Below are 25506 nucleotides of genomic sequence, written 5' to 3' on the forward strand. Positions count from 1 at the left end.
CAGATCACTGCCCGGACCATCCGCCTGATCACCACGATAGTCATGCAGCGCGGCACACCCCCGTCAGAAACTAGCTGACGACATCGGGACCCGCGCTTCGTGGTTCCGGCGGGGGTCAGGGGTGGGTGGGGGTGTGGGTGAGGAAGGTGGTCCAGGCTTCGGGGGTGAAGCAGAGGTGGGGGCCCTCGGGGTCCTTGGAGTCGCGGACGTGGACGGCGCCGGGGACGGGGGCTACCTCGACGCACTCGCCGCCTTCGTTGTCGCTGTGGGTGGACTTGCGCCAGGCGACGGCGACTTCGACGCAGGCGCCGCCTTCACTGTCGCTGTAGCTGGACTTGAACCAGTCGAGCCTGTCCTTCATCGCTCCTCCAGGAGCCGCGTGATGAACCGTAGGGAGTCCCCCGGGCACAGAGCCTCGCGGGTGACCATGTCGTGCCGTCGCATCACGATACTGACCTTCTCCGGATCAGCGTAGAGCAGTCCGGAGGTATGGCTTTCCTCGTAGGCGAGATGCTCGTGCTCTGGTGTCTCCAGGAGTACGAACGAGCCACGGAGGCCGGCGTGGAGGCCACGGTCGGACGGCATCACTTGCAGGGTGACGTTGCGTCGCTCCGCGGCTTCCAGTAGTCGGTGCAACTGCCGTTTGTACGCCTCCTCATCGCTGAAGCGGCGGCGCAGCACTGCCTCCTCGATGACGAAGCTGAACGAGCGGGACTCGATCTCCAGCAACGCCTGCCGCTCCAGGCGGGCCTTGACCCGTTCTTCGAGCGTCTCCGCGTCCAGTGGCGGCAGGTTTGACGCCAGTACTGCGCGGATGTACTCCTCTGTCTGCAACAGGCCGGGCAGGTACCGCGACTCGTACCAGCTCAGGGCCACCGCCTCGGCCTCGTACACCATGTACTCGTGCGAGTACGACGCGAACTTCTCCGGCTGCAGGTACCCCAGCGCCGCCACCAACAGCCCCTGCGCATCGCACATCTCATCCGCCACCTGCAGCGCCCGCGGCGTCGGCCGGCGGCGGCCCTGCTCCATCATCTTCACGTAGTCGAGGCCGTACCCCGCCTCATCGGCCAACTCCTCCCGGCTGATCCCCGCCCGCTGCCGCCACCGCTTGATCTGGTTGCCGCAGTACCGCCACTGCCCCGGCGGCTGGGAGTTCTCAAGCGTCGTCACCGCGTTCACCTCACCTGTGGTCCCTCGACTCACAGTAGCGAGTCAGAGTCACTCCGTGAGGGGAAACTAGACGCTCTTCTCGCGGGTCTTCAGGCCGATCTGCCAGCGGTAGAAGCTCATCGCCAGCGCGTAGTCAAGACCGGCCCGCCCGTCGAGGAAGCCGCGCTTGTACACGTAGGCGTACGCGAACGACACCAGCGGCTTCAGCGGCGCCCGGTGGAACAACTGCCCTTGTCGCGTTTTCGCCTGGCGGATCTCCTCCCGTACCTCCGGGTGGAGTTCCAGCCACGCCTCCCAGTCCGAGTAGCGGTTGTGCCGCTCGAACCAGGTGCGCACCGGGTCCAGGTCCTCGTGCTCCAGCGTTGCCTTAAGCCGTACCACCGGGCCGTCCGCGAGCGGCTGGTAGTGGCCCTCCTGTTCGCCCATGCCGGGCGCGTCCAGGTCTCCCAGCTCCGGGAAGCGGACGCGGGTGCGGTCCATCAGGGCGCGCTTGACGATGGTGTAGCCGTGGCGGAGGCGCTTGCCCGCGAACCAGTAGCCGAGCGGGATGTCGAACGCGGCCGGCGCCACCTGGAGCGAGCCGTCGATCGCCGGGTCGAAGATGCGGTGCAGTTCGGCGAGCAGCTCCGGGCTCGGGGTCTCGTCGCCGTCGACGAAGAGCATCCAGTCCAGTTCGGGGTGGATGTGGTCCAGGCACCACTGCTTCTTCTTCGGGTACTTGCCGTCCCACTCATACGGGACGATCTCGGCGCCCTGGTCCGCCGCCAGGGCGCGGGTGTCGTCCGTGCTGTCCGAGTCGACCACCACCACGGCCTCGAAGTGGTCGATGACGGACCGCACCGTCGTCGCGATGTTCTCGGCCTCGTTCTTGGTCGGTATCGCGACGACGATGGGCAGTCTCTTCAAGCCGCTCTCCTACAGCAGGTCTTCGTACTGGGGGCACAGGGTGTGGATCGCGTCCTCGGCGTTGGCGATGTCGCCGGAGCGGATGGCCTCCCGGGCCAGCTCGTCGTCCGTCGCCGCGGCGCTCTCGATCTTGGCGCAGGCCTCCTCGCCCGCCTCCAGGATCGCCGCCGGGTCCACACCCTCGGGCACCCGGTCCTTGAGGTACGTCTTCTCCTTCTGGGAGAACTCGCCCTCGGCGGGCGCCAGCTCCTCCTCCGGCACCTTCTCGGTGTCGTCGTCCTTCCCGGCCTCCGGGCCGGGGTCCTGCGGGGCGCGGTCGCCCTCCTGCTGGGACGCCGGGGGCTTGGCGGCCCCCGTGTCGTCCCCGTCGTCGCCGCCGCTGCAGCCGGCGAGGGCGAGAGCCAGGGCCAGGGCGGTGGCCGCCGTCGCCAGTGCCGCGCGTGCGCCGCGCGTCGTACGGGCGCTCATCAGTCCGCTCCGAACGTCAGCGTCAGCTTCGGCGCGTACGAGGTCTCGCGCGCCCGCACCCACCAGGCGTCGGTGCCGTCGCTCGTCAGCGCCACGTCCAGGGTGTCGCCCAGTGAACCGCTGAGCTGGGCGGCGGACAGCGACGCGGTGTAGTCGGTGTCCAGGGCCGTCGTGCCGGTGAACGTGCCCAGCACCGTGGACGACAGGGCCGGCCGGTTCGCGTACGTCACCGCCGACTCCGACCAGGTGCCGGTGACCGGCTGCACGCTGACGGTGTCCGGGGTGCCGGCGCTGGCGTCGGTCGTGGTGCGCAGCGTCAGTTTTGCGGACTTCAGCGTCATCCCGCTGGGCGCCGCCGGCAGCGAGAACCGCAGGTAGCTGAGGTACGCGGAGGTCTTCCTGACCAGGAGCTGGTTGTGCGTGCCGTAGTTGGCGCTCGTCGCGGAGCCGTTGACGTAGGCGTCGGCGGTCGCGGTGCGCTCGACCGTCGTCTCCGTGGGCGTGCCCGGCGTGGTCACCGTGACCGCCGCGGACTTGGCGGTGGTGTTGCCGGCGGCGTCGCTTGCGGTGATCTGGTAGCTGTACGTGGTGCCGGACTTGACCGAGGTGTCGGTGAACTCGCCCTGCGGCAGTGTCCAGAAGTTGGAGTCCAGCGTCGGCTTGGTCGCCAGCGCCTCGCCGTTGCGGTAGATCGTGTACGTCAGCTTGCTGTCGTCGCGGTCCCAGCCGGCCTTCCAGCGCAGCCGTACGCCGTCCGAGACGTTCGCCGCCGTCACGCCGGTGGCGCCGGCCACCGGCTTTCGGCTGTCCGGGGTGTTGGCGAAGCGGACCAGGCCCTGCTGGAGCTTGTTGCCGTTGGACTGGATGCGGGTGAACTCGCCGCCGATCCACATGTAGTCCTTGCCGCCGCTCGACGACGTGACCATCACGCGCGGACCGATCTGCTCGGTGCCGGACGGGCCGTCGTCGGTGTCGGGGAACCAGGACAGCAGCGGCTTGGGGTTGTCGACGGACTCGGCGAGCATGTGCTGCCGCTCGTTCAGCTCCGGGAACTGCCCCATGCTGCCGCAGTTGTGCGCGTGCGAGACGCTGTACAGCACGTCCTGGTAGACGGTGACGTCCTGCGTCGCGCCCAGGCAGGTGTCGCGCCAGCGCTGGGTGAAGGTGCCGTTGAGGTTCATCGCCAGCCGGCCGTCGAAGACGCCGCCGCCGTGGCCCTCGTGCGCGGTGTAGATGCCGGTCTCGTCGATGTGGATGCCCTTGACGAGGGAGTTCCAGTGCAGCTCGTACGGGTTGTTCCTGTTGTTGCTGACGCCCTTGAAGGCCCGTACGGTCGCGCCGGTGTCGGCGCGGACGACGGCGAGGCCGTGCACGCTGCTGTCGCCGTTGAGGCCGTTGAAGTCGCCGCCGACGACGACGTGCTGGCCGTTCGGGGTCTCCTCGATGACCCGGCCGGCCCGGTCCGGGCCCGCGTTGGCCTTCCAGGAGTTCAGCGCGCCGGTGGTCGCGTTGAGGGCGGCGAACTTCACCCGGCTCTCGCCGCGGACGGTCTTGAAGTCGCCTGCCATGTACAGCCGGCCGCTCGCCGCCGCGTCGAGCCCGTAGACCCGGGCGGAGACGCTGCCGGCGTTGAAGCCGGTCTTTACTGTGCACGAGGCGATGTCGATCGCCGCCACGCGGCTGCGCGAGACGCCGTTGACGGTGCCGAACTCGCCGCCCGCGTAGAGCGTCTTGCCGTCGGGGGAGACGGTCAGCGCGCGTACGGTGGCGGTGCCGGAGCCGATGGTGAAGTTCAGCTTGCAGTTCGTCGGCTCGCCGGTCGCCGCGTTGAACGCGGCGAAGTTCGCGACCTTCGTCTCACTGGTCCCGGCCGCCGCGCCGGGCGGGCGGATGGCGGAGAACGTACCGCCGGCGAAGACCGTGCCGTTCGCCTCGGCCATGGACCACACCACGCCGTTGGTCTGCCACGTCGACAGGTCGTCCGCGGTCATCGCCACCGGCGGGGTGACCGCCTCGGCCGCGGGCGAGGAGTACGTGACGCCGACCGTCACCAGCGTGCCGGTCACCACCGCCAGGGCGACGCCGAGCGCCCCCCACTTCCGCGTCCTTCTGTGCTTGTTCATGTGCCCCCCTGGGCCGTCGTCCCCTGCGGTCGCGCATCGCGGGTCAAGGGAGAGAATATCCGCTTACCTGTCGATTCGGACGGTGGTTCCGGCGAGTTCGGCGTCGAGCGCCTCGATGTCCGCCTCCACCATGATCCGGGCCAGCTCGGGCCACCTCACCTGCGGCTTCCAGCCGAGCAGGTCGCCCGCCTTCGTGGCGTCTCCGATGAGCGCGTCGACCTCGCTGGGGCGTTCGTACTTGGGGTCGAAGCGGACGTACTCCGTCCAGTCGAGGCCCGCGGTGGTGAACGCGGCCTGAAGGAACTGGCGGACGCTGCCGGCCTCGCCGGTGGCGACGACGTAGTCGTCCGGCACGTCGCGCTGGAGCATCAGCCACATCGCCTCGACGTACTCCGGCGCGTAGCCCCAGTCGCGTATCGCGTCGAGGTTGCCCATGTAGAGGCGGTCCTGGAGGCCCGCCCTGATCCGTGCCACGGCGCGGGTGATCTTCCGGGTGACGAAGGTCTCGCCGCGGCGGGGCGACTCGTGGTTGAACAGGATGCCGTTGACCGCGAAGAGGTCGTACGCCTCCCGGTAGTTCACCGTCGACCAGTAGCCGAAGACCTTGGCGCAGCCGTACGGGCTGCGCGGGTGGAAGGGGGTCCGCTCGTTCTGCGGCGGCGGGGCGGAGCCGAACATCTCCGAGGACGACGCCTGGTAGAGCCGGGTGTCGATGCGGGCGGCGCGGACGGCCTCCAGCAGGCGCATGGAGCCGAGGCCGGTGACGTCCGCGGTGTACAGCGGGGCGTCGAAGGAGACCCTGACGTGCGACTGGGCGCCGAGGTTGTAGACCTCCTCGGGCGCGAGATCGCGCAGCAGGTTGACCAGCGCGACGCCGTCGGAGAGGTCGGCGTGGTGCAGCACCAGCCGGCGGCCGGGCTCCTGCGGCTCCTCGTAGATGTGGTCGATGCGCTCGGTGTTGAACGACGAGGAGCGCCGCACGAGTCCGTGCACCGTGTAGCCCTTGGCGAGCAGCAGTTCGGCGAGGTACGAGCCGTCCTGGCCGGTGACGCCGGTGATGAGGGCCGTCTTGCCCATGGGATCCTTCCCCCTGATCATTCCGCCGGATGGCAGAATCCGTACTTGTGATGCCATCGAACGAACTGTCCCCACCTGCCGGCGCCGGCGATCTCCTTCCGCCCGGCGCGCGCGTCTTCGTCGCGGGCCACCGCGGTCTCGTCGGCTCCGCCGTCGCGCGCCGCCTGGCCGCCGACGGCTACCAGGTACTCGCCCGCACCCGGGAGGAGCTTGACCTGCGCGACGCCGAGCGGACGGCGGCCTGGCTGGCGGCCGTCCGGCCCGACGCGGTGGTGCTGGCGGCGGCCAGGGTCGGCGGGATCATGGCGAACAGCCGCTTCCCGGTGCAGTTCCTGGAGGACAACCTGCGCATCCAGTTGAGCGTCATCGCCGGCAGCCATGCCGCGGGCGTGCGGCGGCTGTTGTTCCTCGGCTCCTCGTGCATCTACCCGAAGCTCGCCGACCAGCCGATCCGCGAGGACTCGCTGCTGACCGGGCCGCTGGAGCCGACGAACCAGGCCTACGCGCTGGCGAAGATCGCCGGGATCGAGCAGGTGCAGGCGTACCGCAGGCAGTACGGCGCGGCGTACATCTCGGCGATGCCGACGAACCTCTACGGCCCCGGTGACAACTTCGACCTGGAGACGAGCCACGTGCTGCCGGCCCTCATACGGCGCTTCCACGAGGCGCGGGAGTCGGGGGCGGAGGAGGTCGTGCTGTGGGGCACGGGTACGCCGCGGCGGGAGTTCCTGCACGTGGACGACCTGGCGGGGGCGTGCCTTGCGCTGCTGCGGGGGTACGACGCGGAGGCGCCGGTGAACGTGGGGTGCGGCGAGGACCTGACGATCCGCGAACTGGCGGAGACCGTACGGGACGTGGTCGGTTACCGGGGGCGTATCGCGTTCGACGCGGGGCGCCCGGACGGGACGCCGCGGAAGTTGCTGGACGTCTCGCGGATCACGGAGCTGGGGTGGCGGCCGGAGATCCCGCTGCGGGAGGGCATCGCGGCCGTATACGAGAGCTGGCGCCGGCCCTGAGGGGCTGCGCCCCTCAGCGACCCCGCGGCCGGCCGCCGGCCGGGCCTCCGTGGGGCTGCGCCCCTCGGGCACCCCGCCCGTTGCGGCTTCGCCGCGTGCGGGTGGCGGGACCGCAAGCTGTGTGAGCGGGCCGGCCTGGCCTGGCCGGCTGGTGCGACGTGGGTGGGCCCCGCCTGCCGCCGCGGCTTCGCCGCGTGTGGCCGGGGCGCCGGCCCCCGGCGCAGCGTGCGGCGGCCGTCCGGGGCGCGGTGCCACCGCGACGCGGACGGCCGGCCGCGCCGCCTCAGCGGCCGCGCGACGCACGCAGCGTGGTGTCCCGCGTCTCAATACGCCCCCCGGCCGTCGACGACCGCGCGGAGGGTGCGGGCCATCACGTCCATGTCGTGGGCGAAGGACCAGTTCTCCACGTAGTGCAGGTCCAGCGCGATCGTCTCGTCCCAGGTCAGGTCCGAACGGCCGCTGACCTGCCACAGACCCGTCATCCCCGGCTTCACCGCCAGCCGCCGCAGCTCCGTGTCGCTGTAGCGGGCGACCTCCTCCGGCAGCGGCGGGCGCGGGCCCACGAGGGACATCTCGCCGCGCAGCACGTTGAACAACTGCGGCAGTTCGTCCAGTGAGCTGCGGCGCAGCACCTCGCCGACGCGGGTGACCCGCGGGTCGCGGCGGATCTTGAAGATCGGGCTGCCGTCGTGCTCGTTGACGACCGACAGTGCGGACTTCCGCTGCTCCGCGTCCTCGACCATGCTGCGGAACTTCCACATGGTGAACGGCGCACCGCCCCGGCCGAGCCGGGTCTGCCGGTGGAACACCGGGCCCGGGGAGGTGAACTTGACCGCCGCCGCGATCACCGCGAACACCGGGGAGAGCACCGCGAGGCCGACGGCCGCGGCGACGCGGTCGCTCGCCGCCTTCAGCGTCGACTGCGCGCCGCGCCGCAGCGGCGGGGCGATGTGCAGCAGGGTCAGGCCCGCCGCGACCGACAGCCGCAGCCGCCGCTCGGCGACCTCGGCTATGCCCGGCAGGACGGCCAGCGGCAGCCCCGCGTCGTGCAGGGCCCACGCCAACTGCCGCAGCCGGGCCGCCGGCAGCAGCGGGCCGGGGGCGGCGAGTACGAGCTCGGCGCCGTGTTCCGCGGCGGCGGAGAGCACCGCCTGGGCGTCCCAGCCGGCCCGGTCGGAGGGGACCCGGCCCAGCCGCGCGGCCTCCGGGGCGCCGCAGGACAGCGGGGCCTCGCCGACCGGGACGACGCCGACGACGACGTACTCGTGGTCCGTACGCGCCGCCAGCCGGCCGACGACGTGGTCGGCGGTGGCCGGTTCCGCGACCACCAGGACGCGCCGTACGGCGTGGCCCTCCCGCCGGGAGGCGACGAGGTGGTGGTGCAGCAGTTTCGCGGTGACGACGGCCAGCACCAGACCGGGCAGCAGCGCGAGCAGCGCCGGCTGCGGCTCCACGGCGCTGCCGGCGCCGTCGGCGGTGAACGCGCGGACGACGGCGAGCACGCCGAGGAGCAGGAGCCAGTCCTGCAGCACCGGCACCACCGCGCCCGACTCGCCGAGCTGCCGCGCGGAGTAGCGGCGCCGCGCGGCCCGTACGGCGAGCCAGCCGCCGGCGGCCACCGCGGCGCAGAGCGCCGGATAGGGCTGCCGGGTGGTGACGAAGACGAGCACGACGGGGATGGCGATCCCCGCCGCGTCGGTGACGAGGGCGGCCGGCAGGTACCACGCCGGCTTCGCCGCGGCGGAGCGGACGCGGGAACCGCGTCTCGGCTCCGCCGTCATGATCCCGGTATCGGCCACTCCGATACGCCGCATGTTCCCCCCTGGCACATCGCGACTGATGAGGCGCACGCGATCCTCCCCTGGTCGACGTGCGCCTGACGCTCCCGGAACTTTAGGCCAGATTTACGAAGAACACCCAGGGTTCACACAAAAAGGGCCTTATGTGTAGCGAGCTTCACACCAGGTCGGCGACGCCGTGCGAGTCACGACGTACGACTCGCGAGAGGGGCCGAGGGATGTACGGAGTTTTACGGCAGTTTCGATTGCCTACCGCGGCCGGTCACCCACCCCGCTTCCGCAGCCTGATCACGTTCCACGACACGCACGGCAGTTCGGCCTCAAGCTCGCCGTCTGCGCTGATCCGCGTGGTGGCGGCGGACCGCGGCAGCACGCGCCCGGGTTCCGCCTCGGTGTTCGCCGCGTCGGGGTCGTCGTCGGCGAGGACCAGGTGTTCGAGGACCGTGTATCCGTCCGCCCCGGCGCCCGCCCCACCGCGAGCCCCGCCGCCCGCGCCGAAGCCGCGCAGCGCGACGGAGAGCCGCAGCGGCTCGTCCTGGGCCCGGTTGACGGCCAGGATCGTCAGGTCGCCGCTCTCCTCGTCGTACGTCACCACGTGGTCGAGCGCGGGGACGTCGCCGTGCTGCGGCGTCTCGACGCGCGAGCCCGCCGGGTCGGCCGCGGTGCGCAGCACCGTGCCGCGGGCGAACCGGGCGGCCTGCGCGAAGGGGTGGAAGATGGTCTGCCGCCAGGCGGGACCCGCGGGCTCGCTGCGGATCGGCGCGATGACGTTGACGAGCTGCGCCAGGCACGCCACGGCGACCCGGTCGGCGTGGCGGAGCAGGGTGATGAGGAGGGAGCCCACCACGGCCGCGTCGGTCACGGAGTACGTGTCCTCGATCAGCCGCGGCGTCTCGGCGGTGGCCAGGTTTCGTTCGCCGGGGAAGCGGGCGGCGTACCAGACGTTCCACTCGTCGAAGGAGAGCCGGATCCGCTTGTCCGCGCGCCGTACGGCACGGACGTGGTCCGCGGTGGACACCACGTCGGCGATGTACTGGTCCATGTGCGCGCCGGAGGCGAGGAAGCTCGCCCGGTCGCCGTCCAGTTCCTCGTAGTAGGCGTGCAGCGAGAGGTAGTCGACCTCGTCGTAGGTCTCCTCCAGCACCTCGCGCTCCCAGGTGCCGAAGGTCGGCATCTGCGCGTTGGAGCTGCCGCAGGCGACCAGCTCGATCGACGGGTCGACCTGGTGCATGGCCTTGCCGGCCTCGGCCGCCAGCCGCCCGTACTCCCGCGCCGACTTGTGGCCGGTCTGCCACGGGCCGTCCATCTCGTTGCCCAGGCACCACAGCCGCACGCCGTGCGGCTCGGCGACGCCGTGCTTGATCCGCAGGTCGGACCAGGCGGTGCCGCCGGGGTGGTTCACGTACTCGACGAGCGCGCGGGCGGCGTCGATGCCGCGGGTGCCGAGGTTGACGGCCATCATCGGCTCCAGACCCAGCCCCCTGGCCCAGGTCAGGAACTCGTTCGTGCCGACCTCGTTGGACTCCACCGACCGCCAGGCGAGGTCGAGCCGCCGCGGCCGCTCCGCGACGGGACCGACGCCGTCCTCCCAGTGGTAGCCGGAGACGAAGTTGCCGCCGGGGTAGCGGACGAGGCCGGTGCCCAGCTCGTTGACCAGCGCGGCGACGTCGCCGCGGAAGCCGGCGGCGTCGGCGGTGGGGTGGCCGGGCTCGTAGATCCCGGTGTAGACGCAGCGGCCCATGTGCTCGACGAACGTTCCGTACAGGCGCGGGTCCACCTCGCCGATGACGAACTCGGGGTCGACGGTGAACCTGGCGGTGTGCGGCATGCGGTGCCTTTCTCACGGAGATGTGCGGGTGGTGCGTGCTGCGGGGCGGCGCGCGTGAAGGGGCTACTTCAGGCCCGTACCGGCGATGCCCTCGACGATGCGGCGCTGGAAGAGCGCGAAGACGACGAGCAGCGGGATGGCGCCCAGCACCGCGGAGGCCATGAGCTGCGCGTACGGGATGCCGAAGGCGTCCTGGACGGAGTTGAGCCCGACCGGCAGCGTCATCATCTCGGGGTCGGTGACCACCAGCAGTGGCCACAGGAAGTTGTTCCACACGGCCACGAAGACGAAGATCGTCACGGCCGAGACGGCGGGCCGGGACACGGGCATCACGATCTGCCAGTACGTGCGCAGCCAGCCGGCGCCGTCGGCGCGCGCGGCCTCGATGAGCTCCCGGGGGATGCCGTCGAAGAACTGCTTGAAGACGAAGACGGCGACGACGTTCGGCACCTGCGGTAGCACCACGCCCCAGTACGTGTTGAGCAGGCCGACCTCCTGCAGGGCGAGGAACTGCGGGATCATCAGCACCTGCATCGGGACCATGATCCCGGCGAGCAGCAGCAGGAACACCCCGCGGCGGAAGCGGAAGCGCACCTGGGAGAGGCCGAAGGCGGCGAGCGAGGCGGTGACGACGGTGAGCACCGTGGTCAGCAGCGAGACGATGAAGCTGTTGGCGTACCAGTAGGGCAGCTTGCCCTTGTCGAAGAGGTCCTCGTACGCCGCGAAGGTGGGGTTCGAGGAGAACCAGGACGTCGGGTCGACGGCTATCTCGTCCGCCGGCCGGAGGGATATCGCCGTCGCGAACAACAGCGGCACGAGCCACAGCAGGGCGAAGGCGAGGAGGACGCCGAGCGCGACGCGGTTGAAGAGCTTCTCGGCGTCGTAGCCGCGCCGGGGCGCGGGGGCGGTGTCCGCGCGGGCGGGCGCGGCGGCGGGGGCGGCGGGGCTTTCCTTGGTGTGGGCCATGGCTCAGCTCTCCTTCTCTGCCCGGCGGACGAGGAAGAACCAGACCAGGGAGATCAGCAGGATGACGAGGAAGAGGAAGAGGGAGACGACCGAGGCGTAGCCGGTGCGGCCGTCGGTGAAGCCGGTGTCGACGATGTACTGCAGCGTCGGCCGGGTGGAGCCGTCGGGGCCGCCGCCGGTCATCATGTAGATCTGGTCGAAGACCTTCAGCGAGGCGACGATCTGGAGCACGGTGACGAGCGTCGTCGTCCGCCCCAGCATGGGGATGACGATGTGCCGGATCCGCTGCCAGGGCCCGGCGCCGTCGATCGCCGCGGCCTCGTGCACGTCCCGGGGGATCTCCTGCAGACCGGCGAGGTAGAGCACGAAGTTGAAGCCGACGGTCCACCAGACGGTGACGCCGGCCATCGACCACATCGCCCAGCTCGGGTCGCCCAGCCAGGACGGCGGGGTGTCGACGCCGAGCGACTTCAGCCAGTCCTGGGCGAGTCCGGTCTGGTCGGCGAGCACGCCCCACATGAAGATCAGCGAGACGGACGCGGACGGGATCACGTACGGCGCGAAGAACGCGAAGCGGAAGAACCAGCGGCCCCGGACGAACCGGTCGGCGAGGATCGCCAGCATCAGCGCCAGCAGCACCAGCGGGATCGTGGTGAGCACAGTGAACCACAGCGTGTGCTTGAGCGTGCGCCAGAACTCGGAGTCGCCGAGCACGTCCGCGTAGTTGGTGAAGCCGACCCAACTGCCGAAGCCGTCGCGCAGCAGGCTGCCGTTGAAGAAGCCCGCCACGAAGGTGTAGATCAGCGGGCCGACCAGGAAGATGACGTAGAAGAACGCGAACGGCGCGATCAGGGCCGGGCCCGCGAGCCGTCCGCGGACGGCGCCGGCGGCGCCGGTGCGGTCGGGGGTGAGGGCGCCGGTGCCGGCTGTACTCGCCACGGGGATGCCTTTCGTTTGCGGGGGTGTCGGCGGCGGGGTTCAGATCGGGGACTCGACGTCCGCGAGCGTGCGCAGTGCGCTGCGGACCCGTTCCGCGGTGGCCCTCGGGCTCGACCGGCCGGTGAGCGCGGCGGTGACCGCGTCGCCCACGTCGTTCTGCAGGTTGCTGCCCGCGCCGCCGTACCAGGCGACGGGGTCGTACACCGCGCCCTCGGCGGCGGCGGTGTAGTGGGACTGGGGAGTCAGCTCCCGGTACGCGGCCGAGTGCTGGGTCGGCAGCCACGCGGGGACGTGGCCGCCCTCCGCCCAGAGCTTGCTGGAGTCCAGCAGGGAGGCGGCGAACTCCAGCGAGAGGTCGAGGCGTGCGTCGTCCTGCTTCGGCGGCCGGGGAAGCACCAGGGCGTGGCTGTCGGCGAAGCAGGCGTACGGGGCGTCGGAGAAGATCCGCGGCAGCGGCCGCATGTCGAACTTCACCCCCGCGTCCAGGACGGCGATGATCTGCCACACGCCGTCCATCAGGAACCCGGCCTCGCCGTTGGTGAGCAGGGTGATGGCGGCCTGCCCGTTCGCGCCGGTGGGGATCAGCTTCTCCTTGCCGAGGCGCTGGACGTACGCGAGCGCCTCCTCGGCTGCGTCGAGGTCGACCTGCACGGTGGCGCCGGCGTCGGCGACCAGCGGCCGGCCGCCGAGCTGGGTGTAGAGGGACAGGAAGAGGCGGAACTGGGTGGCCGTGTCCTTGACCGAGGCGATCGAGCCGCCCCAGACGCCGGTGACCTCCTTCGCCGCGCGCAGCGCGTCGGCGAACTCGTCGGGGCCGTCGATGTCGACCAGTTCGCCGCCGTCGAGCAGGCCCGCCTTCTCGGCGATGTCGGTGCGGAAGTACAGGGCGAAGGGGTGGGTGTCGAGGGGGACGCCATAGAGGCGGTCGTCGACGTGGGACTTGCGCCACGGCTTGGTGTCGAACTTCTCCGGCATCATGCCCTGCTTGGCGAGCGCGTCTGCGGGCAGCTCGGTGAGCAGGCCGGCCTGGGCGAGCACCGGCAGCTTCGACAGGTGCGCGATGGCGACGTGCGGGGGGCGGTCGCCGACCGTGGCGAGGCTGAGCTTGGTGTAGTACGGGTTGCCCCAGACGAAGGTGGTGGCCCGCAGGGAGTTCTCCGGGTGCGCCTTCTCGTACTCCTCCTGCATGGCGACCATGCGCTCGCCGTCGCCGCCGGTGAACGGGTTCCAGAAGTTGAGCCGGTCCGCGGCGGGTTCGCCGCCGGTGAAGCCCTGGGCGATGGTGCTGCCGCAGCCGCTGAGCGCCGCGGTGGTGGCGGCGCCGGCGGCGAGGGCGGCCCCGCCGCGCAGCAGGGCGCGGCGGGAGGGGGCAGACGCAGTGCGTCGGGAGGGGGCGGATGCGGCGCCGCGGGCGGGGTCGGGCGCCGCGCGGCCGGGGGAGTCGAGGCGTCGGAGCATGGCGGATGTCCCTTTCCGCGGCGAACTTGTACAACGTTGTAATCGGTTCTTGGTGCAACGTTGTATATCGCCGTGCGCACCACGTCAACAGCCTGCGCAGCAAGGCGTAGGGTGTGCGCAGCCAGAACCGCGGAGGAATCGGGAGGAAGCCGTGTCCGGGGCCCGTCTCAAGGACGTCGCAGAGCGCGCCGGTGTCTCCATCAAGACCGTCTCGAACGTCGTCCGCGGCGCCGCGCGCGTCGCCGAGCCGACCCGCGCCCGCGTCCTCGCCGCCATCGACGAACTCGGCTACCGCCCGCACGCCTCCGCCCGCCACCTGCGCACCGGCCGCAGCGGCGTCATCGCGCTGGCCGTCCCCGAACTCGTCGCGCCCTACTTCGCGGAGCTGGCCACCTGCGTCATCGCCGCCGCCAAGGAGTCCGGGCGGACCGTCCTCATCGAGGTCACCGGCGGCGACCCGGCCGAGGAGCTGCGCATCGCCTGCGGCCTCAGCGACCCGCTCATCGACGGCGTCCTTCTCAGCCCCCTCGGTCTCGACCAGGCGGCGCTGGCCGCCCGCGAACGCCGCGTGCCGCTCGTGCTGCTGGGCGAGCGTGACTACGAAGTCCCCGCCGACCACGTGCTCATCGACAACGTCGCCGCCGCCCGCGACGCCACCCGGCATCTGGTTTCCCTCGGCCGCCGCCGCATCGGCGTCATCGGCTGGCAGTACGGCGAGCGGACCACCGCCACCGCCCAGCAGCGCATGCAGGGCCACCGCGAGGCGCTGGCCGAGGCCGGCCTCGCGTACGACCCGGCGCTGGCCCCGCCCGTGGGCGCGTACACCCGCGCGGGCGGCGCGGCGGCGATGCGGGAGCTGCTGGCGCTGCCGCGGCGGCCCGACGCGGTGTTCTGCTTCACCGACATGATGGCGTCGGGCGCGATGCGCGTCGCGCACGACGAGGGCCTGGCGATCCCGGCCGCCCTGGCGGTGGTCGGCTTCGACGACGTCCAGGAGGCGCGGTACATGGTGCCGTCGCTGACCAGCGTGGCGCCGGACAAGCAGGAGCTGGCCAGGCTGGCGGTGAAGGCGCTGCTGGCGCGGATCGAGGGCCCGGCGGAGGCCCCGCCGACGACGCTGCTCGCGGGGTACGACCTGGTGCCGCGGGAGTCGAGCGCGCCGGTGCCCGCCGGGCCGTAGGGCCCGTCCGGCGGATCATCTCCGGGTCCGCGGACGATCCGCCGGAGTGGCCCCCACGGTTCCTACCTCAGCAGCCCCTCGACCTCCGCCAGTTGCTCCGCGGTCAGCGGGCCCGCCGCCAGCGCGCCGGCGTTCTGCTCCGCCTGTGCCACGGTGCGGAAACCGGGGATCGGGACCGTGTGCGGGCTGCGGGCCCAGATCCACGCCAGTGCGCCCTGTGCCAGGGTGCGGCCCTCGGAGGTGAGGATGTCGCGGATCGCCTCGATGCGGGGCAGCCAGCCCGGCGCCATCCGGCCGTCCGGGCCGAAGTACTTCAGCCAGGGCGGCGGCGCGGAGCGGATGTCTCCGGCGCCGACGTGGGCGCCCGCGTCGTACTTCCCGGAGAGCAGCCCCATGGCCAGCGGGCCGCGGTTGACGCTGGCGAGGTTCAGCTCCGCGCACAGCGCCAGCATCTCCGGCGCGTCCTCCAGCACGTTGAGCTGGTGCTGCACCGCCGCGCAGTGCAGGCCCTCGGCGAAGAGCGCGGCGCGTGCGGGGTCGTCGGTGCTCCAGGCGTACGCGCGGATCAGGCCCTCGCGGACGAGTTCCTCGCACGCCTCGCGCAGCGCCACCGCCGCCTCCGGGTCGGCGTCGCCGATGTGCAGTTGGTACAGGTCCACGCGGTCGGTGCCCAGCCGCCGCAGCGACGCGGTCAGCGCCCGGCGCGCGTAGCCGGGGGTCAGGTCGCGGGAGATCGTCGTCCGGCGGTCGGCGTCGAAGGTGTTGCCCCACTTGGTGGCGATGACGACGTCGTCCCGGCGGCCCGCGAGGGCGCGGCCGAGCACGGTCTCGCTGTGTCCCGTGCCGTAGACGTCGGCGGTGTCGAAGAAGGTGACGCCGTCGTCGAGGGCGCGGTGCACGGCCCGCACCGACTCCTCGTCGTCCACCTTGCCCCAGCCCAGCGGGCCGCCCCCGGCGTCCCACCACTCGCCGCCGATCGCCCAGCAGCCGAAGCCGAGTGCGCTGACCTCGATGCCCGTACGTCCCAGAGTGCGCGTCTGCATGGGTACGAGCATGCACCTTCGAGTGCGCTCGCGCGCAAGCCGTTTTCAGGCGCTCAGCGGGTCGGCTCCCTCCAGCTCCCGGAAGACCGCCACGTTGTAGGCGAAGGCCCGGTGGCACTCCTCGACGATCCGCTTCTTCTCCAGGTCGTCGACGGGCAGCTCGTCGAGCAGGCGCCGGTAACCGCGCTTGTACGCCGCCGGGTTGGCCACCCGCTCGAAGACGTAGAAGCGGACGCCGTCGCCCTTGCGGTCGAAGCCCCAGGTCTTCTCCGCGGTGCCGCGCACGACCTGGCCGCCGGAGAGGTCGCCGAGGTAGCGGGTGTAGTGGTGCGCCACGTACCCCGCGGGCCAGTCGCGCGCGCACTGCGCGATCCGGGCCGCGTACGCCGCCGTCGCCGGCAGCGGCGCCGCCGTGGCGCGCCAGCCGGTGCCGCCGTGCAGGAAGTCGAGGTCGCGCGCCAGCTCGGGGACGCGGGCCAGCTCGGGCTGCACGAAGGGGCCCGCGACCGGGTCACCGGCGAGCGCGTCCCAGCCGTCCTCGAGAGCGCGGTAGACGAACCAGAGCTGCGCGGTGTAGCGGCGGTAGGCGTCGATGCCGAGGGCGCCGCCCAGCATGTCGCTCATGAAGGTGGAGTGGTTGGCCTCGTGGTGCTGGTCGTGGGATTCGGTGCGCAGCACGGTGGAGAAGGGCGTCGCGTCCAAGGCAAGCCTCCGAGGCACGGCAGGGGCGGTGGGCCCGACGATTCTCTTTGGTTAGGCTTACCTAAGTCAATAGGTTCCCGACGCCGTGTCGGTATACCCGCGCGGCTACGGCAGGGTCAGCACCTCCGCGCCCGACTCCGTCACCACGAGCGTGTGCTCGAACTGCGCCGTGCGCTTGCGGTCCTTGGTCACCACCGTCCAGCCGTCGTCCCACATGTCGTACTCGTACGTCCCGAGGGTCAGCATCGGCTCGATCGTGAACGTCATCCCGGGCCGCATCACGGTGGTCGCGCGCGGGTCGTCGAAGTGCGGGATGATCAGGCCCGAGTGGAAGGCGGTGTTGACGCCGTGGCCGGTGAAGTCGCGCACGACGCCGTAGTCGAAGCGCTTGGCGTACGACTGGATGACCCGGCCGATGACGTTGACCTGCCGGCCCGGGCGGACCGCCTTGATCGCCCGGTTCAGCGCCTCGCGGGTGCGCTCGACCAGCAGCCGGGAGGGCTCGTCGACGTCGCCGACGAGGTACGTGGCGTTGTTGTCGCCGTGCACGCCGCCGATGAACGCGGTGACGTCCAGGTTCACGATGTCGCCGTCGCGCAGCACCGTGGAGTCCGGAATGCCGTGGCAGATCACCTCGTTGACCGACGTGCACAGCGACTTGGGAAAGCCGCGGTAGCCGAGGGTGGACGGGTACGCGCCGTGGTCGCACAGGTACTCGTGCGCCACCCGGTCCAGCTCGTCCGTCGTCACCCCGGGCGCGATCCGCTCCGCCGCGGCGGCCATCGCCCGGGCGGCGATCCGCCCGGCGACGCGCATCCGCTCGACGGTGTCCGCGTCCTGGACCTCGGGCCCGGTGTAGGGCGCGGGCCCCTTCTTCCCGACGTACTCGGGGCGGGGGATGGCAGCGGGAACGGCGCGGGGCGGGGAGAGGGTTCCGGGCGCGAGCAGAGACGACTGGCCAGACATGGATCCGAGTCTATCGGCGGGGGATCGGGCACGATGGGCGGCGGCAGACCGCGCAGGCACGGCCCAGGTGAGGAGCGAGATGGCGCTGTTCAGGAAGAAGAGGGCGGGCAAACCGGGCGAGTGGTACTACTGCCTGGAGCACGGGCGGGTCGAGGAGGGGCCGCAGTGCAGGGCCCTGAACCGCCTCGGGCCGTACGCGACGCCGGAGGAGGCGGGGCGCGCGATCGAGACGGCGGAGGCGCGGAACGAGGAGTGGGACGAGGACGCGCGGTGGAACGACGACGCGGGAGGCGCGGGGGGCGAGGGCGGGTCGGGACGGTGAGGGGGTAGGGGGCGGTCGGGGGCGGTGCCGCGGCGTCACGTTGCGGTCACGTTGGGCGTCACGTTGCCGGGTCCGGGGCCGGGGTGCCGTCCGGGCCGCCGGGCGCCGGCTTCCCCGCCTTCTCTGCCGCCGCCGCGGCGCGGCGCTCCCGTTCCCGTACCGCGTGCTCGTTCGTGCGCGCGTCGTACGTCATCAGCTTCGGCAGGCACGCCGCCAGCAGCACCACCGCCCCCGCGCACAGCACCCCGCCCGACCAGATCGACGTCCGCACGCTCGTCAGCGCCGCCACTCCGCCGGAGCGGAACTGCCCGGCCACCGGGCCGACCGAGTACGAGAGCAGCTCGATGCCGGCGAGCCGGCCGCGTAGCTCGTCGGGGATGGTCTGGTTCCACATCGCCGCCCGGAACACCCCGCTGACCATGTCGAACGCGCCCGCCACCATGAGCAGCGCCAGCACCGTCCACGCGTTCGGCATCACCCCCGCCGCCGTGATCGCCAGCCCCCAGCCGGCCGCCGACAGCATGACCGCGCGGCCGTGCCGGTGCACCCGCCGGGTCCACCCGCTGGTCAGGCTCACGAGCAGCGAACCCGCGGGCAGCGCCGCGTACATCAGCCCCAGCGCCCACGGCGCGTCCAACTCGTCCGCGAGGAACGGGAACAGCGCGAGCGGGAAGGCGAAGAACATCGCCGCCAGGTCGATGGCGTACGTACCCAGCAGCTCCTTGCGGTGCCAGGCGTAGCGCGCGCCCTCCGCGATAGCGCGCAGGCTCGGCGCCACCGCCTCGCGCGCGGCGGGGGAGGGGGCGAGGAGCAGCGCCAACCCGACGGAGACGGCGAACGTCCCGGCGTCCAGGGCGTACGCCCAGGGCAGGCCGGCGTACGCGACGATGAAGCCGGCGAGCGCGGGTCCGGCGATGCCGCCGAGCTGCCAGCGCAGGGAGTTGAGCGCGGCGGCGGCGGGCAGGTGCTCGTGCGGCACGATGCGCGGGACGATCGAGTCGAGGGCCGGGCGCTGGATGCCGGTCAGGGCGCTGGTCAGCGCGGCGACGACGTACAGGGGCCAGAGCATCGGGTCGGGCAGCAGGCTGTTGACGAGCAGGACGGCGGAGGCGAGGCCGAGTCCCGCCTCGCTGTAGATGATCAGCTTCCGTTTGTCCATGGCGTCGGCGAGGGCGCCGCCGTAGAGGCCGAAGACGATGAGCGGGACGAGCTCGACGGTGCCGATGGCGCCGACCGCGAGGGCCGAGCCGGTCAGCTCCTTCACCTGGACGGGGAGGGCGACGAAGGTGAGGAAGCTGCCGAAGGCGGTGATGAGGCCGGCGACCCACATGAGGCGGAAGTCGCGGGAGGCGTGCCAGGGGGCGAGGTCGGGGAGGAGGTCGCGGTAGGCGCGGGATTCGTCGGCCACGAGGGGCCATGGTCGGGTGGGTGGGGGGCGGGCCGCAAGAGAATTACCGGGCGGAGGTCGCCGGGGCGGGGCGGCGGCGGGACCGGGGGTACGAGCGGGGCGGTGGCCGGCCGGGGGCCGGTGGCGAGGCGGCGGCCGGCCCGGGGACTCCGACGGGCGGTGGCGGTTCGGCGGCGGTTCGGCGGCGGTTCGGCGGCGACCCGAGGTCGCCGGTGGGGCGGTGGTGGGCCCGGGGGCACCGGTGGGGCGGAGGGTCGCCGCGGCGGCCGGGCCGGGTCACCAGCGGGGCGGTGGCGGGGACGAGAGCACTTCGGCGAGGCGGGCGAGGCGGTCGCGGAAGCCGGAGCGGGCGGAGGCGGCGGCGGGCGCGCCGTTGTCGCCGGCGGCGGCGGTGCGGTTCTCGCCGGCGGCGGCGCTGACGAGGTGCTGAACGGTTTCCAGGTCGATGTCGCCGCTGTCGCCGGGCACGGTGAGCAGTTCGTGGGCGAGCCCGGGCAACTCGGTCGAGCCGCCGTCCAGCGCGAGCACCGCGGCCCCGGCGCGGCGGGCGTCGCCGACGCGCTCCAGCAGCGCGTCGCCGGGCTCGTCGGGGGCGACGACGAGCAGGGTCTCGCCGCGCCCGGCGGCCTCCAGCCGGCCGAGCCCGACGCCGAGGTGCGCGGGGCCGGCGGGCGGCACGCGGTGGCGTACGAGGGTGGGGGAGAGGGCGGGCAGCCCGGACCAGGCGGCCTCGTCGTCGAGGTGGGCGGCGAGATGCCACGGCTCGTACGCCTCGGTCCCCACGAGCAGCAGCCCGCCGCCCCGCGCCTCGACGGCGCCCCGCAACACCCCGGCGAACCGCCGGGCGGCGCCGGGCCACTCGGTCCCGGCCAGCACTTCCCGCAGCAACGCAACGCGCACGGCATCCATGCGGCGCGATGCTGCCGGACGGGGCCGCCTCCCGCGGCGAAACGGACGCGGTATCACCGGATCGGGGCGGACCCGGCCGGGGGTCCAGGGGCCTGCGCCCCCGGACCCCCCGGTGGGGGCTGCGCCCCCGGACCCCCCGGTGGGGGCTGCGCCCCCGGACCCCCCGGTGGGGGCTGCGCCCCCGGACCCCCCGGTGGGGGCTGCGCCCCCGGACCCCCCGGTGGGGGCTGCGCCCCCGGACCCCCCGGTGGGGGCTGCGCCCCCGGGCCCCCCGTGGTCCCCGTAGAGGCTTCGTGCCCGGCCTCATCGGGGCGTCGCCTGGACACCCCCGAGGCTCCCCCAGCCCTCGGGGCCGGGGCCTGCCCCGGGGCCCGGAGGGGCCTCGTGTCCGGACCTCCATGGGGCTTCGCCCCCCCCGACATCCGGACGCCCGCGGGCTCGCCCCCCAGCCCTCCGCGGCGTTTGCCCCCGTGCCCCGCCGGGTCTCGCGCTTCGACCTCCGTGGGATGTGCCCCCGGACATCCTGCGGGGCCCATCGGGCTTCGTGGCCGGACCACCCCGGGATCTGCCCTCGGAACGCTCCATAAGGCTTTGCGTCCGCACACCCCGCCGGGCTCGCCCCCAAACCCCACGTGGCTCCGCCCCGGGGCCGCCGCGACGGCCGCTCCGCCCCCCGGGTCCGCCGCGATCCGCGTTACGCGCGGAACGGGCCCCGGACCTCGTAGGTCACCCCGTCCGTGCCCGCCGCGGAGCCGCTCGCGCCCCGCTGGGAGGAGAAGTACAGCCGCGAGCCGTCCGGCGAGAACGCCGGGCCCGTGATCTCGGACTCCGGGTGGCCGTCGATCCGCACCACCGGGGCCACCGTGCCCTCGGGGGTGATGATGTTGATCTCCATGTTGCCGCCGTCCTCGGCGACGTAGAGGTCCCCGCCCGCCCGGCCCGTGATGTTGTCGACCCCGCTCAGCGGGGTGTCCGCGTCGTAGACCATGGCCAGGGTGTTCGCGCCCGCGTCGTAGCCCCACACGCGGTTGTCGCCCTTCGTCGTGAAGTAGCAGACGCCCGCCTGCGGCGAGTAGTAGCAGCCCTCGCCGCCGTCGAAGTGCAGCGCCTCGTCGACCTGCGCCCGCGTCTGCTCCCACGGCCAGGGCGCGTCAGGGTCCGGGACCTCGCGCCATTCCACCGCCCCGCCGCCCGCGTCGCACAGCACGTCCAGGCGGCCCGACGACAGCGCGCCCCACGCTCCCCAGGACGTCGGCGTGAAGCGGTAGAAGCAGCCGTCGTCCTCGTCCTCCGTGAGGTAGACGACCCGGCGGTCCGTGTCGCACGCCGCCGCCTCGTGCTTGAAGCGGCCCATCGCGCCGTACGAGGACGCCGAGCGGTTGCCGTACGGGTCCGTCTCGTAGACCTTGCCGCGGTACGTCTCCTCGCACGACAGCCACGTGTTCCACGGCGTCGCCCCGCCCGCGCAGTTGAGGTTCGTGCCGTCCAGGATGCGGCGGGCCGCCGTCACCGAGCCGTCCGCCCCGAAGCGGATCGCGGAGACGCCGCCGATCAGCGGGAGTTCGGAGTTGGAGACGTAGATCCAGCCGTCGCCGTCCGCGAAGCACGCGCCGCCGTCCGGCGCGCCGTGCCACGTGATGCCGCCGACCGGGCGGGTGGAGCGGGCGACGACGCGGCCGGTGAAGCCCTGGGGCAGCGCCAGGCCGTTGGCGTCCGGGGGCAGCAGCGGCCCGTACGGGCTGTTCGCCGCCGCTGCCGCCGCCGGGGTCGCGGCGGCGTGCCAGAGTCCGCCGGTGACGGCGACGGCGCCGGTGCCTGCGGTGACGGCGCGGAGAAACGAGCGACGCTCCATGGGGGGTCCTCCCGGTGGGGGTGGTCGGTGGCCGGATAACGGGCGAGGGGATGCCCGCGTCACGATGCCCACGCGGCCGTGACGGGTGAACTGGGGCGGATCACAAATCTGCGCGAACATTCTGTGACGCCTGGTCCGCGGCGGATGTGACGCAGTCCGCCCGGTCCGCACACGACATCGCGTCAAACAGACGATAAAATGGCCGCGTGCCTCAACTTCGCCTCGCGCTGAATCAGATCGACGCCACCGTCGGCGACCTCGCCGGCAACGCCGACGCCGTCGTCCGCTGGACCCGGCACGCGGCCGACCGCGGCGCCCACTTCGTGGCCTTCCCCGAGATGGTGCTCACCGGCTATCCCGTCGAGGACCTGGCCCTGCGCTCCTCCTTCGTCGAGGCGTCCTGCGCCGCGCTGCGGGCGCTCGCCGCGCGGCTGGCCGCCGAGGGGCTGGGCGAGACGCCGGTGCTCGTCGGCTACCTCGACCGCAGCGACGAGCGGCACCGCTTCGGGCAGCCCGCGGGATCCCCCAAGGACGCCGCGGCCGTGCTGCACCGCGGCGAGGTCGTCCTCACCTTCGCCAAGCACCACCTGCCCAACTACGGCGTCTTCGACGAGTTCCGCTACTTCGTCCCCGGCGACACCATGCCGGTCGTGCGCGTCGCCGGCGTCGACGTCGCGCTGGCCATCTGCGAGGACCTGTGGCAGGACGGCGGCCGGGTGCCCTCGGCGCGGATCGCCGGCGCCGGTCTGCTGGTCACCGTCAACGCCTCGCCGTACGAGCTGAACAAGGACGACACCCGCCTGGACCTCGTCCGCAAGCGCGCCCAGGAGGCGGGCTGCACGACCGCGTACGTCGCGATGACCGGCGGCCAGGACGAACTGGTCTACGACGGCGACTCGATCGTCGTCGACCAGCGCGGGGAGGTCGTCGCGCGCGCCGCGCAGTTCGCCGAGGAGTGCCTGATCGTCGACCTCGACCTGCCCGCCGCCCCCGCGCGGCCGCCGGCCGGCATCGCCGACGACGGGCTGCGCATCCAGCACGTGACGCTGTCGGCGGAGCCCGTCGAGCCGTACGCGCGCCGGTACGCGGGGACCGTCGCCGCGCAGGTCTCCGACGCCGAGCAGATGTACACGGCGCTGGTCACGGGGCTGCGCGCGTACGTCGAGAAGAACGGCTTCGACTCCGTCCTCATCGGCCTCTCCGGCGGCATCGACTCCTCCCTCGTCGCCGCCGTCGCCTGCGACGCGGTCGGCGCGGAGCACGTGTACGGCATCTCCATGCCGTCGCGCTACTCCTCCCAGCACTCTCGCGACGACGCCGCGGAACTCGCCCGCCGCACCGGGCTGCACCTGCGCAGCGTCCCCATCGGCCCGATGTTCGACGCCTACATGGAGTCGCTGGGGCTGACCGGCCTGGCCGAGGAGAACCTCCAGTCCCGGCTGCGCGGCACGCTGCTCATGGCCGTCTCCAACCAGGAGGGCCCGCTCGTCCTGGCCCCGGGCAACAAGAGCGAGCTGGCCGTGGGCTACTCGACGCTCTACGGCGACTCGGTCGGCGCGTACGGCCCGATCAAGGACGTCTACAAGTCGGTCGTCTTCCGGCTCGCGAAGTGGCGCAACGAGGCCGCCGCCGAACGGGGCGAGATCCCGCCGATCCCGGAGAACTCCATCGCCAAGCCGCCCAGCGCCGAACTCCGCCCCGACCAGGTCGACACGGACTCGCTGCCGGACTACGAGGTGCTCGACGCGATCCTGGAGCTGTACGTCGACCGCGACCGCGGCAGCGCGGAGATCGTCGCCGCCGGGTACGAGCCGGAGCTGGTGGAGCGGGTGCTGCGGATGGTCGACACGGCGGAGTACAAGCGCCGGCAGTACCCGCCGGGCACGAAGATCTCCCCGAAGGGCTTCGGCAAGGACCGGCGGCTGCCGATCACCAACCGCTGGCGGGAGCGCGCGTAGCCGGCGCCCCCCTTGGGACCGGTGGACCGGGCCGCCCTTTGGGTCTGGCTGCCGTGAGACCCCCGCCGCAGGCTGGCGGCCATGAAGGAGATCACCTCGGAGCCGGCCGGCGCGCTGCGCGGCCCCGGGCCGCTGGACGTGGGCACCGAGGCGGGCGCCCGGCTGCTCGAGGAGGCCGTCGGGCTGGTCGCCGCCGGCGTCAACCCGCAGCTCGCCGACGTCGAGACCGCGGTGGCCGCTCTCGCCGAGGCCCGCGCGGTCACGCCGTACTGAGCGGCTCCGCCCGGGCTCCCGGCGTCACAGGTCCACCGAGGCCCGTACCGGGCGGTGGTCGCTGCCCGTCTCGCCCAGCACGTCGGAGCTGACCGGCTGCACGCCGCGCAGCAGGATCTGGTCGATCCGCGCCGTCGGGAAGCCCGCCGGCCAACTGAAGCCGAAGCCGCTGCCCGACGCGCCCTGCGCGGAGCGCAACTGGGAGGTGACGTTCGCCAGCGCGCGGTCGTTCATGGTGCCGTTGAGGTCGCCGAGCAGCAGCACACGGTCGACCGGCTCGTCCTTGATGGCCTCGCCGAGCGCGTCGGCGCTCAGGTCGCGCTGGTTGGCTGTGAACCCGGCGTCGAGCTTCACCCGCACAGACGGGAGGTGGGCGGTGTAGAGCGCGAGCGGGCCGGCGTCGGTGGCGACGGTGGTGCGCAGGGCGCGGGTCCAGCCCATGTGGATGTCCACGGGCCGGGTGTCCGACAGCGGGTACTTGCTCCACACCCCGACCGTGCCCGCCACCTCGTGGTACGGGTACGCCTCCGCCAGGCCGTCCTCGTACGCCGCCCTGTTGTCCTGCGTGACCTCCTGGAGGGCGAGCACGTCGGCGTCGGACTCCACCAGCTTGCGGGCGGTGCCGGCCGCGTCGGTGTTCTCCTCGGCGACGTTGTGGCTGACGGCGGTGAGGTCGCCGCCGCCGCCGGACTTGTCGGTGAGCAGCCCGCCGAAGAGGTTGAACCAGACGAACACCGGCAGCACCAGCGCGCACATCGCCGTCAGCGACCGCCGCCACAGCGCGCACACCAGCAGCACCGGGACCGCCAGCCCGAACCACGGCAGGAACGTCTCGACCAGGCTGCCCAGGTTGCCGACCCGGTTGGGGATCGCCGCGTGGCCCAGCATCACGATGCCGTCGAGCAGCGCGAGCGCGGCGACGACCAGGCCGCGGCGCCAGGTGCCGGGGCCCAGGCCCTCGCGGAGCCGGCGGCGCCAGTACGCCGCGCGTGACTCCGCGGGGGCGGCCGCGTGCGTGGTCCCGGTGCCGCGTCCGGTCTCCGCCATGTCCACGTGCGTCATGCGCTGTTCCTCACGTCACTGCACTTGCCGGTCTGCCCCCGTTACCCCTTACCTGACGAGTGGGACCGCGCCGCGAGT

Annotated in this window: 23 protein-coding genes; 5 read left to right on the forward strand and 18 right to left on the reverse strand. The window is 72.7% G+C overall.

Features of this window, described 5'->3' with window-relative positions; all coding sequences use genetic code 11:
• Positions 1–115: 115 nt before the first annotated feature.
• From O7599_RS30015 to gmd, 6 genes are all read right to left on the reverse strand, one after another.
• On the reverse strand, positions 116–361 hold the full coding sequence (locus tag O7599_RS30015) for a DUF397 domain-containing protein (protein WP_281618735.1): 246 nt from the start codon (positions 359–361) through the stop codon (positions 116–118).
• Positions 358–1173 carry a helix-turn-helix transcriptional regulator gene (locus tag O7599_RS30020; RefSeq protein WP_281618736.1) on the reverse strand — a complete coding sequence of 272 codons (816 nt, stop codon included), beginning with the start codon at positions 1171–1173 and terminating at the stop codon, positions 358–360. The genes O7599_RS30015 and O7599_RS30020 overlap by 4 nt, the downstream gene beginning before the upstream one ends.
• Positions 1174–1239: 66 nt before the next feature.
• Positions 1240–2079 carry a glycosyltransferase family 2 protein gene (locus O7599_RS30025; RefSeq protein ID WP_281618737.1) on the reverse strand — a complete coding sequence of 280 codons (840 nt, stop codon included), beginning with the start codon at positions 2077–2079 and terminating at the stop codon, positions 1240–1242.
• A gap of 9 nt (positions 2080–2088) precedes the next feature.
• Complete coding sequence (locus tag O7599_RS30030) at positions 2089–2547, reverse strand: hypothetical protein (protein WP_281618738.1); 459 nt, start codon at positions 2545–2547, stop codon at positions 2089–2091.
• A complete protein-coding gene (locus O7599_RS30035) occupies positions 2547–4670 on the reverse strand; it encodes a DNRLRE domain-containing protein (RefSeq protein WP_281618739.1) in 2124 nt (707 codons plus the stop codon). Before O7599_RS30035 ends, O7599_RS30030 begins: the two co-directional genes overlap by 1 nt.
• Before the next feature lie 63 nt (positions 4671–4733).
• A complete protein-coding gene (gene gmd, locus O7599_RS30040) occupies positions 4734–5747 on the reverse strand; it encodes a GDP-mannose 4,6-dehydratase (protein ID WP_281618740.1) in 1014 nt (337 codons plus the stop codon).
• Between the two features lie 50 nt (positions 5748–5797).
• Here gmd and O7599_RS30045 point away from each other — a divergent pair, with 50 nt between their 5' ends.
• Positions 5798–6763 (forward strand): GDP-L-fucose synthase, encoded by a 966-nt coding sequence (locus O7599_RS30045; RefSeq protein WP_281618741.1) that lies wholly within the window; start codon positions 5798–5800, stop codon positions 6761–6763.
• Between the two features lie 323 nt (positions 6764–7086).
• On the opposite strand, the gene O7599_RS30050 is transcribed toward O7599_RS30045, so the two are convergent.
• The 5 genes from O7599_RS30050 to O7599_RS30070 all read right to left on the reverse strand — a co-directional run bounded on the left by O7599_RS30050 (position 7087) and on the right by O7599_RS30070 (position 13753).
• A complete protein-coding gene (locus O7599_RS30050; RefSeq protein ID WP_281623576.1) occupies positions 7087–8562 on the reverse strand; it encodes a sugar transferase in 1476 nt (491 codons plus the stop codon).
• A 262-nt stretch (positions 8563–8824) separates the two neighbouring features.
• Positions 8825–10390, reverse strand: coding sequence for an alpha-N-arabinofuranosidase (locus O7599_RS30055; protein WP_281618742.1), 1566 nt, complete (start codon positions 10388–10390; stop codon positions 8825–8827).
• A 63-nt stretch (positions 10391–10453) separates the two neighbouring features.
• Positions 10454–11356, reverse strand: a complete 903-nt coding sequence (locus tag O7599_RS30060) for a carbohydrate ABC transporter permease (protein ID WP_281618743.1) — start codon at positions 11354–11356, stop codon at positions 10454–10456.
• A gap of 3 nt (positions 11357–11359) precedes the next feature.
• Entirely contained in the window at positions 11360–12295 is a 936-nt protein-coding gene (locus O7599_RS30065) for a sugar ABC transporter permease (protein ID WP_281618744.1), read from the reverse strand.
• Between the two features lie 39 nt (positions 12296–12334).
• Positions 12335–13753 carry an extracellular solute-binding protein gene (locus O7599_RS30070; RefSeq protein WP_281618745.1) on the reverse strand — a complete coding sequence of 473 codons (1419 nt, stop codon included), beginning with the start codon at positions 13751–13753 and terminating at the stop codon, positions 12335–12337.
• 151 nt (positions 13754–13904) lie between these two features.
• On the opposite strand from O7599_RS30070, the gene O7599_RS30075 reads away from it, so the two are divergent.
• Positions 13905–14933, forward strand: coding sequence for a LacI family DNA-binding transcriptional regulator (locus tag O7599_RS30075; RefSeq protein WP_281618746.1), 1029 nt, complete (start codon positions 13905–13907; stop codon positions 14931–14933).
• A 62-nt stretch (positions 14934–14995) separates the two neighbouring features.
• Here the strand turns inward: O7599_RS30075 and O7599_RS30080 are convergent, their stop codons facing one another.
• The 3 genes from O7599_RS30080 to map all read right to left on the reverse strand — a co-directional run bounded on the left by O7599_RS30080 (position 14996) and on the right by map (position 17644).
• Entirely contained in the window at positions 14996–15988 is a 993-nt protein-coding gene (locus O7599_RS30080) for an aldo/keto reductase (protein ID WP_281618747.1), read from the reverse strand.
• A gap of 33 nt (positions 15989–16021) precedes the next feature.
• On the reverse strand, positions 16022–16678 hold the full coding sequence (locus tag O7599_RS30085) for a biliverdin-producing heme oxygenase (protein WP_281618748.1): 657 nt from the start codon (positions 16676–16678) through the stop codon (positions 16022–16024).
• 105 nt (positions 16679–16783) lie between these two features.
• Positions 16784–17644, reverse strand: a complete 861-nt coding sequence (gene map, locus O7599_RS30090) for a type I methionyl aminopeptidase (protein WP_281618749.1) — start codon at positions 17642–17644, stop codon at positions 16784–16786.
• Positions 17645–17723: 79 nt separating this feature from the next.
• On the opposite strand from map, the gene O7599_RS30095 reads away from it, so the two are divergent.
• Entirely contained in the window at positions 17724–17966 is a 243-nt protein-coding gene (locus tag O7599_RS30095; protein ID WP_281618750.1) for a hypothetical protein, read from the forward strand.
• A gap of 58 nt (positions 17967–18024) precedes the next feature.
• On the opposite strand, the gene O7599_RS30100 is transcribed toward O7599_RS30095, so the two are convergent.
• From O7599_RS30100 to O7599_RS30110, 3 genes are all read right to left on the reverse strand, one after another.
• The gene (locus O7599_RS30100) at positions 18025–19374 is read right to left on the reverse strand and encodes an MFS transporter (RefSeq protein WP_281618751.1); all 1350 of its coding nucleotides are present in this window, start codon (positions 19372–19374) and stop codon (positions 18025–18027) included.
• A 276-nt stretch (positions 19375–19650) separates the two neighbouring features.
• Positions 19651–20283 (reverse strand): hypothetical protein, encoded by a 633-nt coding sequence (locus O7599_RS30105; protein ID WP_281618752.1) that lies wholly within the window; start codon positions 20281–20283, stop codon positions 19651–19653.
• Positions 20284–20977: 694 nt separating this feature from the next.
• The gene (locus O7599_RS30110) at positions 20978–22135 is read right to left on the reverse strand and encodes an alkaline phosphatase PhoX (RefSeq protein ID WP_281618753.1); all 1158 of its coding nucleotides are present in this window, start codon (positions 22133–22135) and stop codon (positions 20978–20980) included.
• 206 nt (positions 22136–22341) lie between these two features.
• On the opposite strand from O7599_RS30110, the gene O7599_RS30115 reads away from it, so the two are divergent.
• Both O7599_RS30115 and O7599_RS30120 read left to right on the forward strand, forming a co-directional pair.
• A complete protein-coding gene (locus O7599_RS30115; RefSeq protein WP_281618754.1) occupies positions 22342–24093 on the forward strand; it encodes an NAD+ synthase in 1752 nt (583 codons plus the stop codon).
• A gap of 81 nt (positions 24094–24174) precedes the next feature.
• Positions 24175–24366, forward strand: coding sequence for a hypothetical protein (locus O7599_RS30120; protein ID WP_281618755.1), 192 nt, complete (start codon positions 24175–24177; stop codon positions 24364–24366).
• A 24-nt stretch (positions 24367–24390) separates the two neighbouring features.
• Here O7599_RS30120 and O7599_RS30125 read toward each other — a convergent pair whose 3' ends face one another.
• On the reverse strand, positions 24391–25428 hold the full coding sequence (locus O7599_RS30125; protein ID WP_281618756.1) for an endonuclease/exonuclease/phosphatase family protein: 1038 nt from the start codon (positions 25426–25428) through the stop codon (positions 24391–24393).
• Positions 25429–25506 lie beyond the last annotated feature (78 nt).

This window comes from Streptomyces sp. WMMC500, from assembly GCF_027497195.1.
Lineage (GTDB): Bacteria > Actinomycetota > Actinomycetes > Streptomycetales > Streptomycetaceae > Streptomyces.

Coding starts and splice junctions, on each gene's coding strand:
- O7599_RS30015 (WP_281618735.1), bottom strand. CDS start 361: ATGAAGGACAGGCTCGACTGGTTCAAGTCCAGCTACAGCGACAGTGAA.
- O7599_RS30030 (WP_281618738.1), bottom strand. CDS start 2,547: ATGAGCGCCCGTACGACGCGCGGCGCACGCGCGGCACTGGCGACGGCG.
- O7599_RS30035 (WP_281618739.1), bottom strand. CDS start 4,670: ATGAACAAGCACAGAAGGACGCGGAAGTGGGGGGCGCTCGGCGTCGCC.
- gmd (WP_281618740.1), bottom strand. CDS start 5,747: ATGGGCAAGACGGCCCTCATCACCGGCGTCACCGGCCAGGACGGCTCG.
- O7599_RS30045 (WP_281618741.1), top strand. CDS start 5,798: ATGCCATCGAACGAACTGTCCCCACCTGCCGGCGCCGGCGATCTCCTT.
- O7599_RS30055 (WP_281618742.1), bottom strand. CDS start 10,390: ATGCCGCACACCGCCAGGTTCACCGTCGACCCCGAGTTCGTCATCGGC.
- O7599_RS30060 (WP_281618743.1), bottom strand. CDS start 11,356: ATGGCCCACACCAAGGAAAGCCCCGCCGCCCCCGCCGCCGCGCCCGCC.
- O7599_RS30070 (WP_281618745.1), bottom strand. CDS start 13,753: ATGCTCCGACGCCTCGACTCCCCCGGCCGCGCGGCGCCCGACCCCGCC.
- O7599_RS30080 (WP_281618747.1), bottom strand. CDS start 15,988: ATGCTCGTACCCATGCAGACGCGCACTCTGGGACGTACGGGCATCGAG.
- map (WP_281618749.1), bottom strand. CDS start 17,644: ATGTCTGGCCAGTCGTCTCTGCTCGCGCCCGGAACCCTCTCCCCGCCC.
- O7599_RS30095 (WP_281618750.1), top strand. CDS start 17,724: ATGGCGCTGTTCAGGAAGAAGAGGGCGGGCAAACCGGGCGAGTGGTAC.
- O7599_RS30105 (WP_281618752.1), bottom strand. CDS start 20,283: ATGGATGCCGTGCGCGTTGCGTTGCTGCGGGAAGTGCTGGCCGGGACC.
- O7599_RS30110 (WP_281618753.1), bottom strand. CDS start 22,135: ATGGAGCGTCGCTCGTTTCTCCGCGCCGTCACCGCAGGCACCGGCGCC.
- O7599_RS30120 (WP_281618755.1), top strand. CDS start 24,175: ATGAAGGAGATCACCTCGGAGCCGGCCGGCGCGCTGCGCGGCCCCGGG.
- O7599_RS30125 (WP_281618756.1), bottom strand. CDS start 25,428: ATGACGCACGTGGACATGGCGGAGACCGGACGCGGCACCGGGACCACG.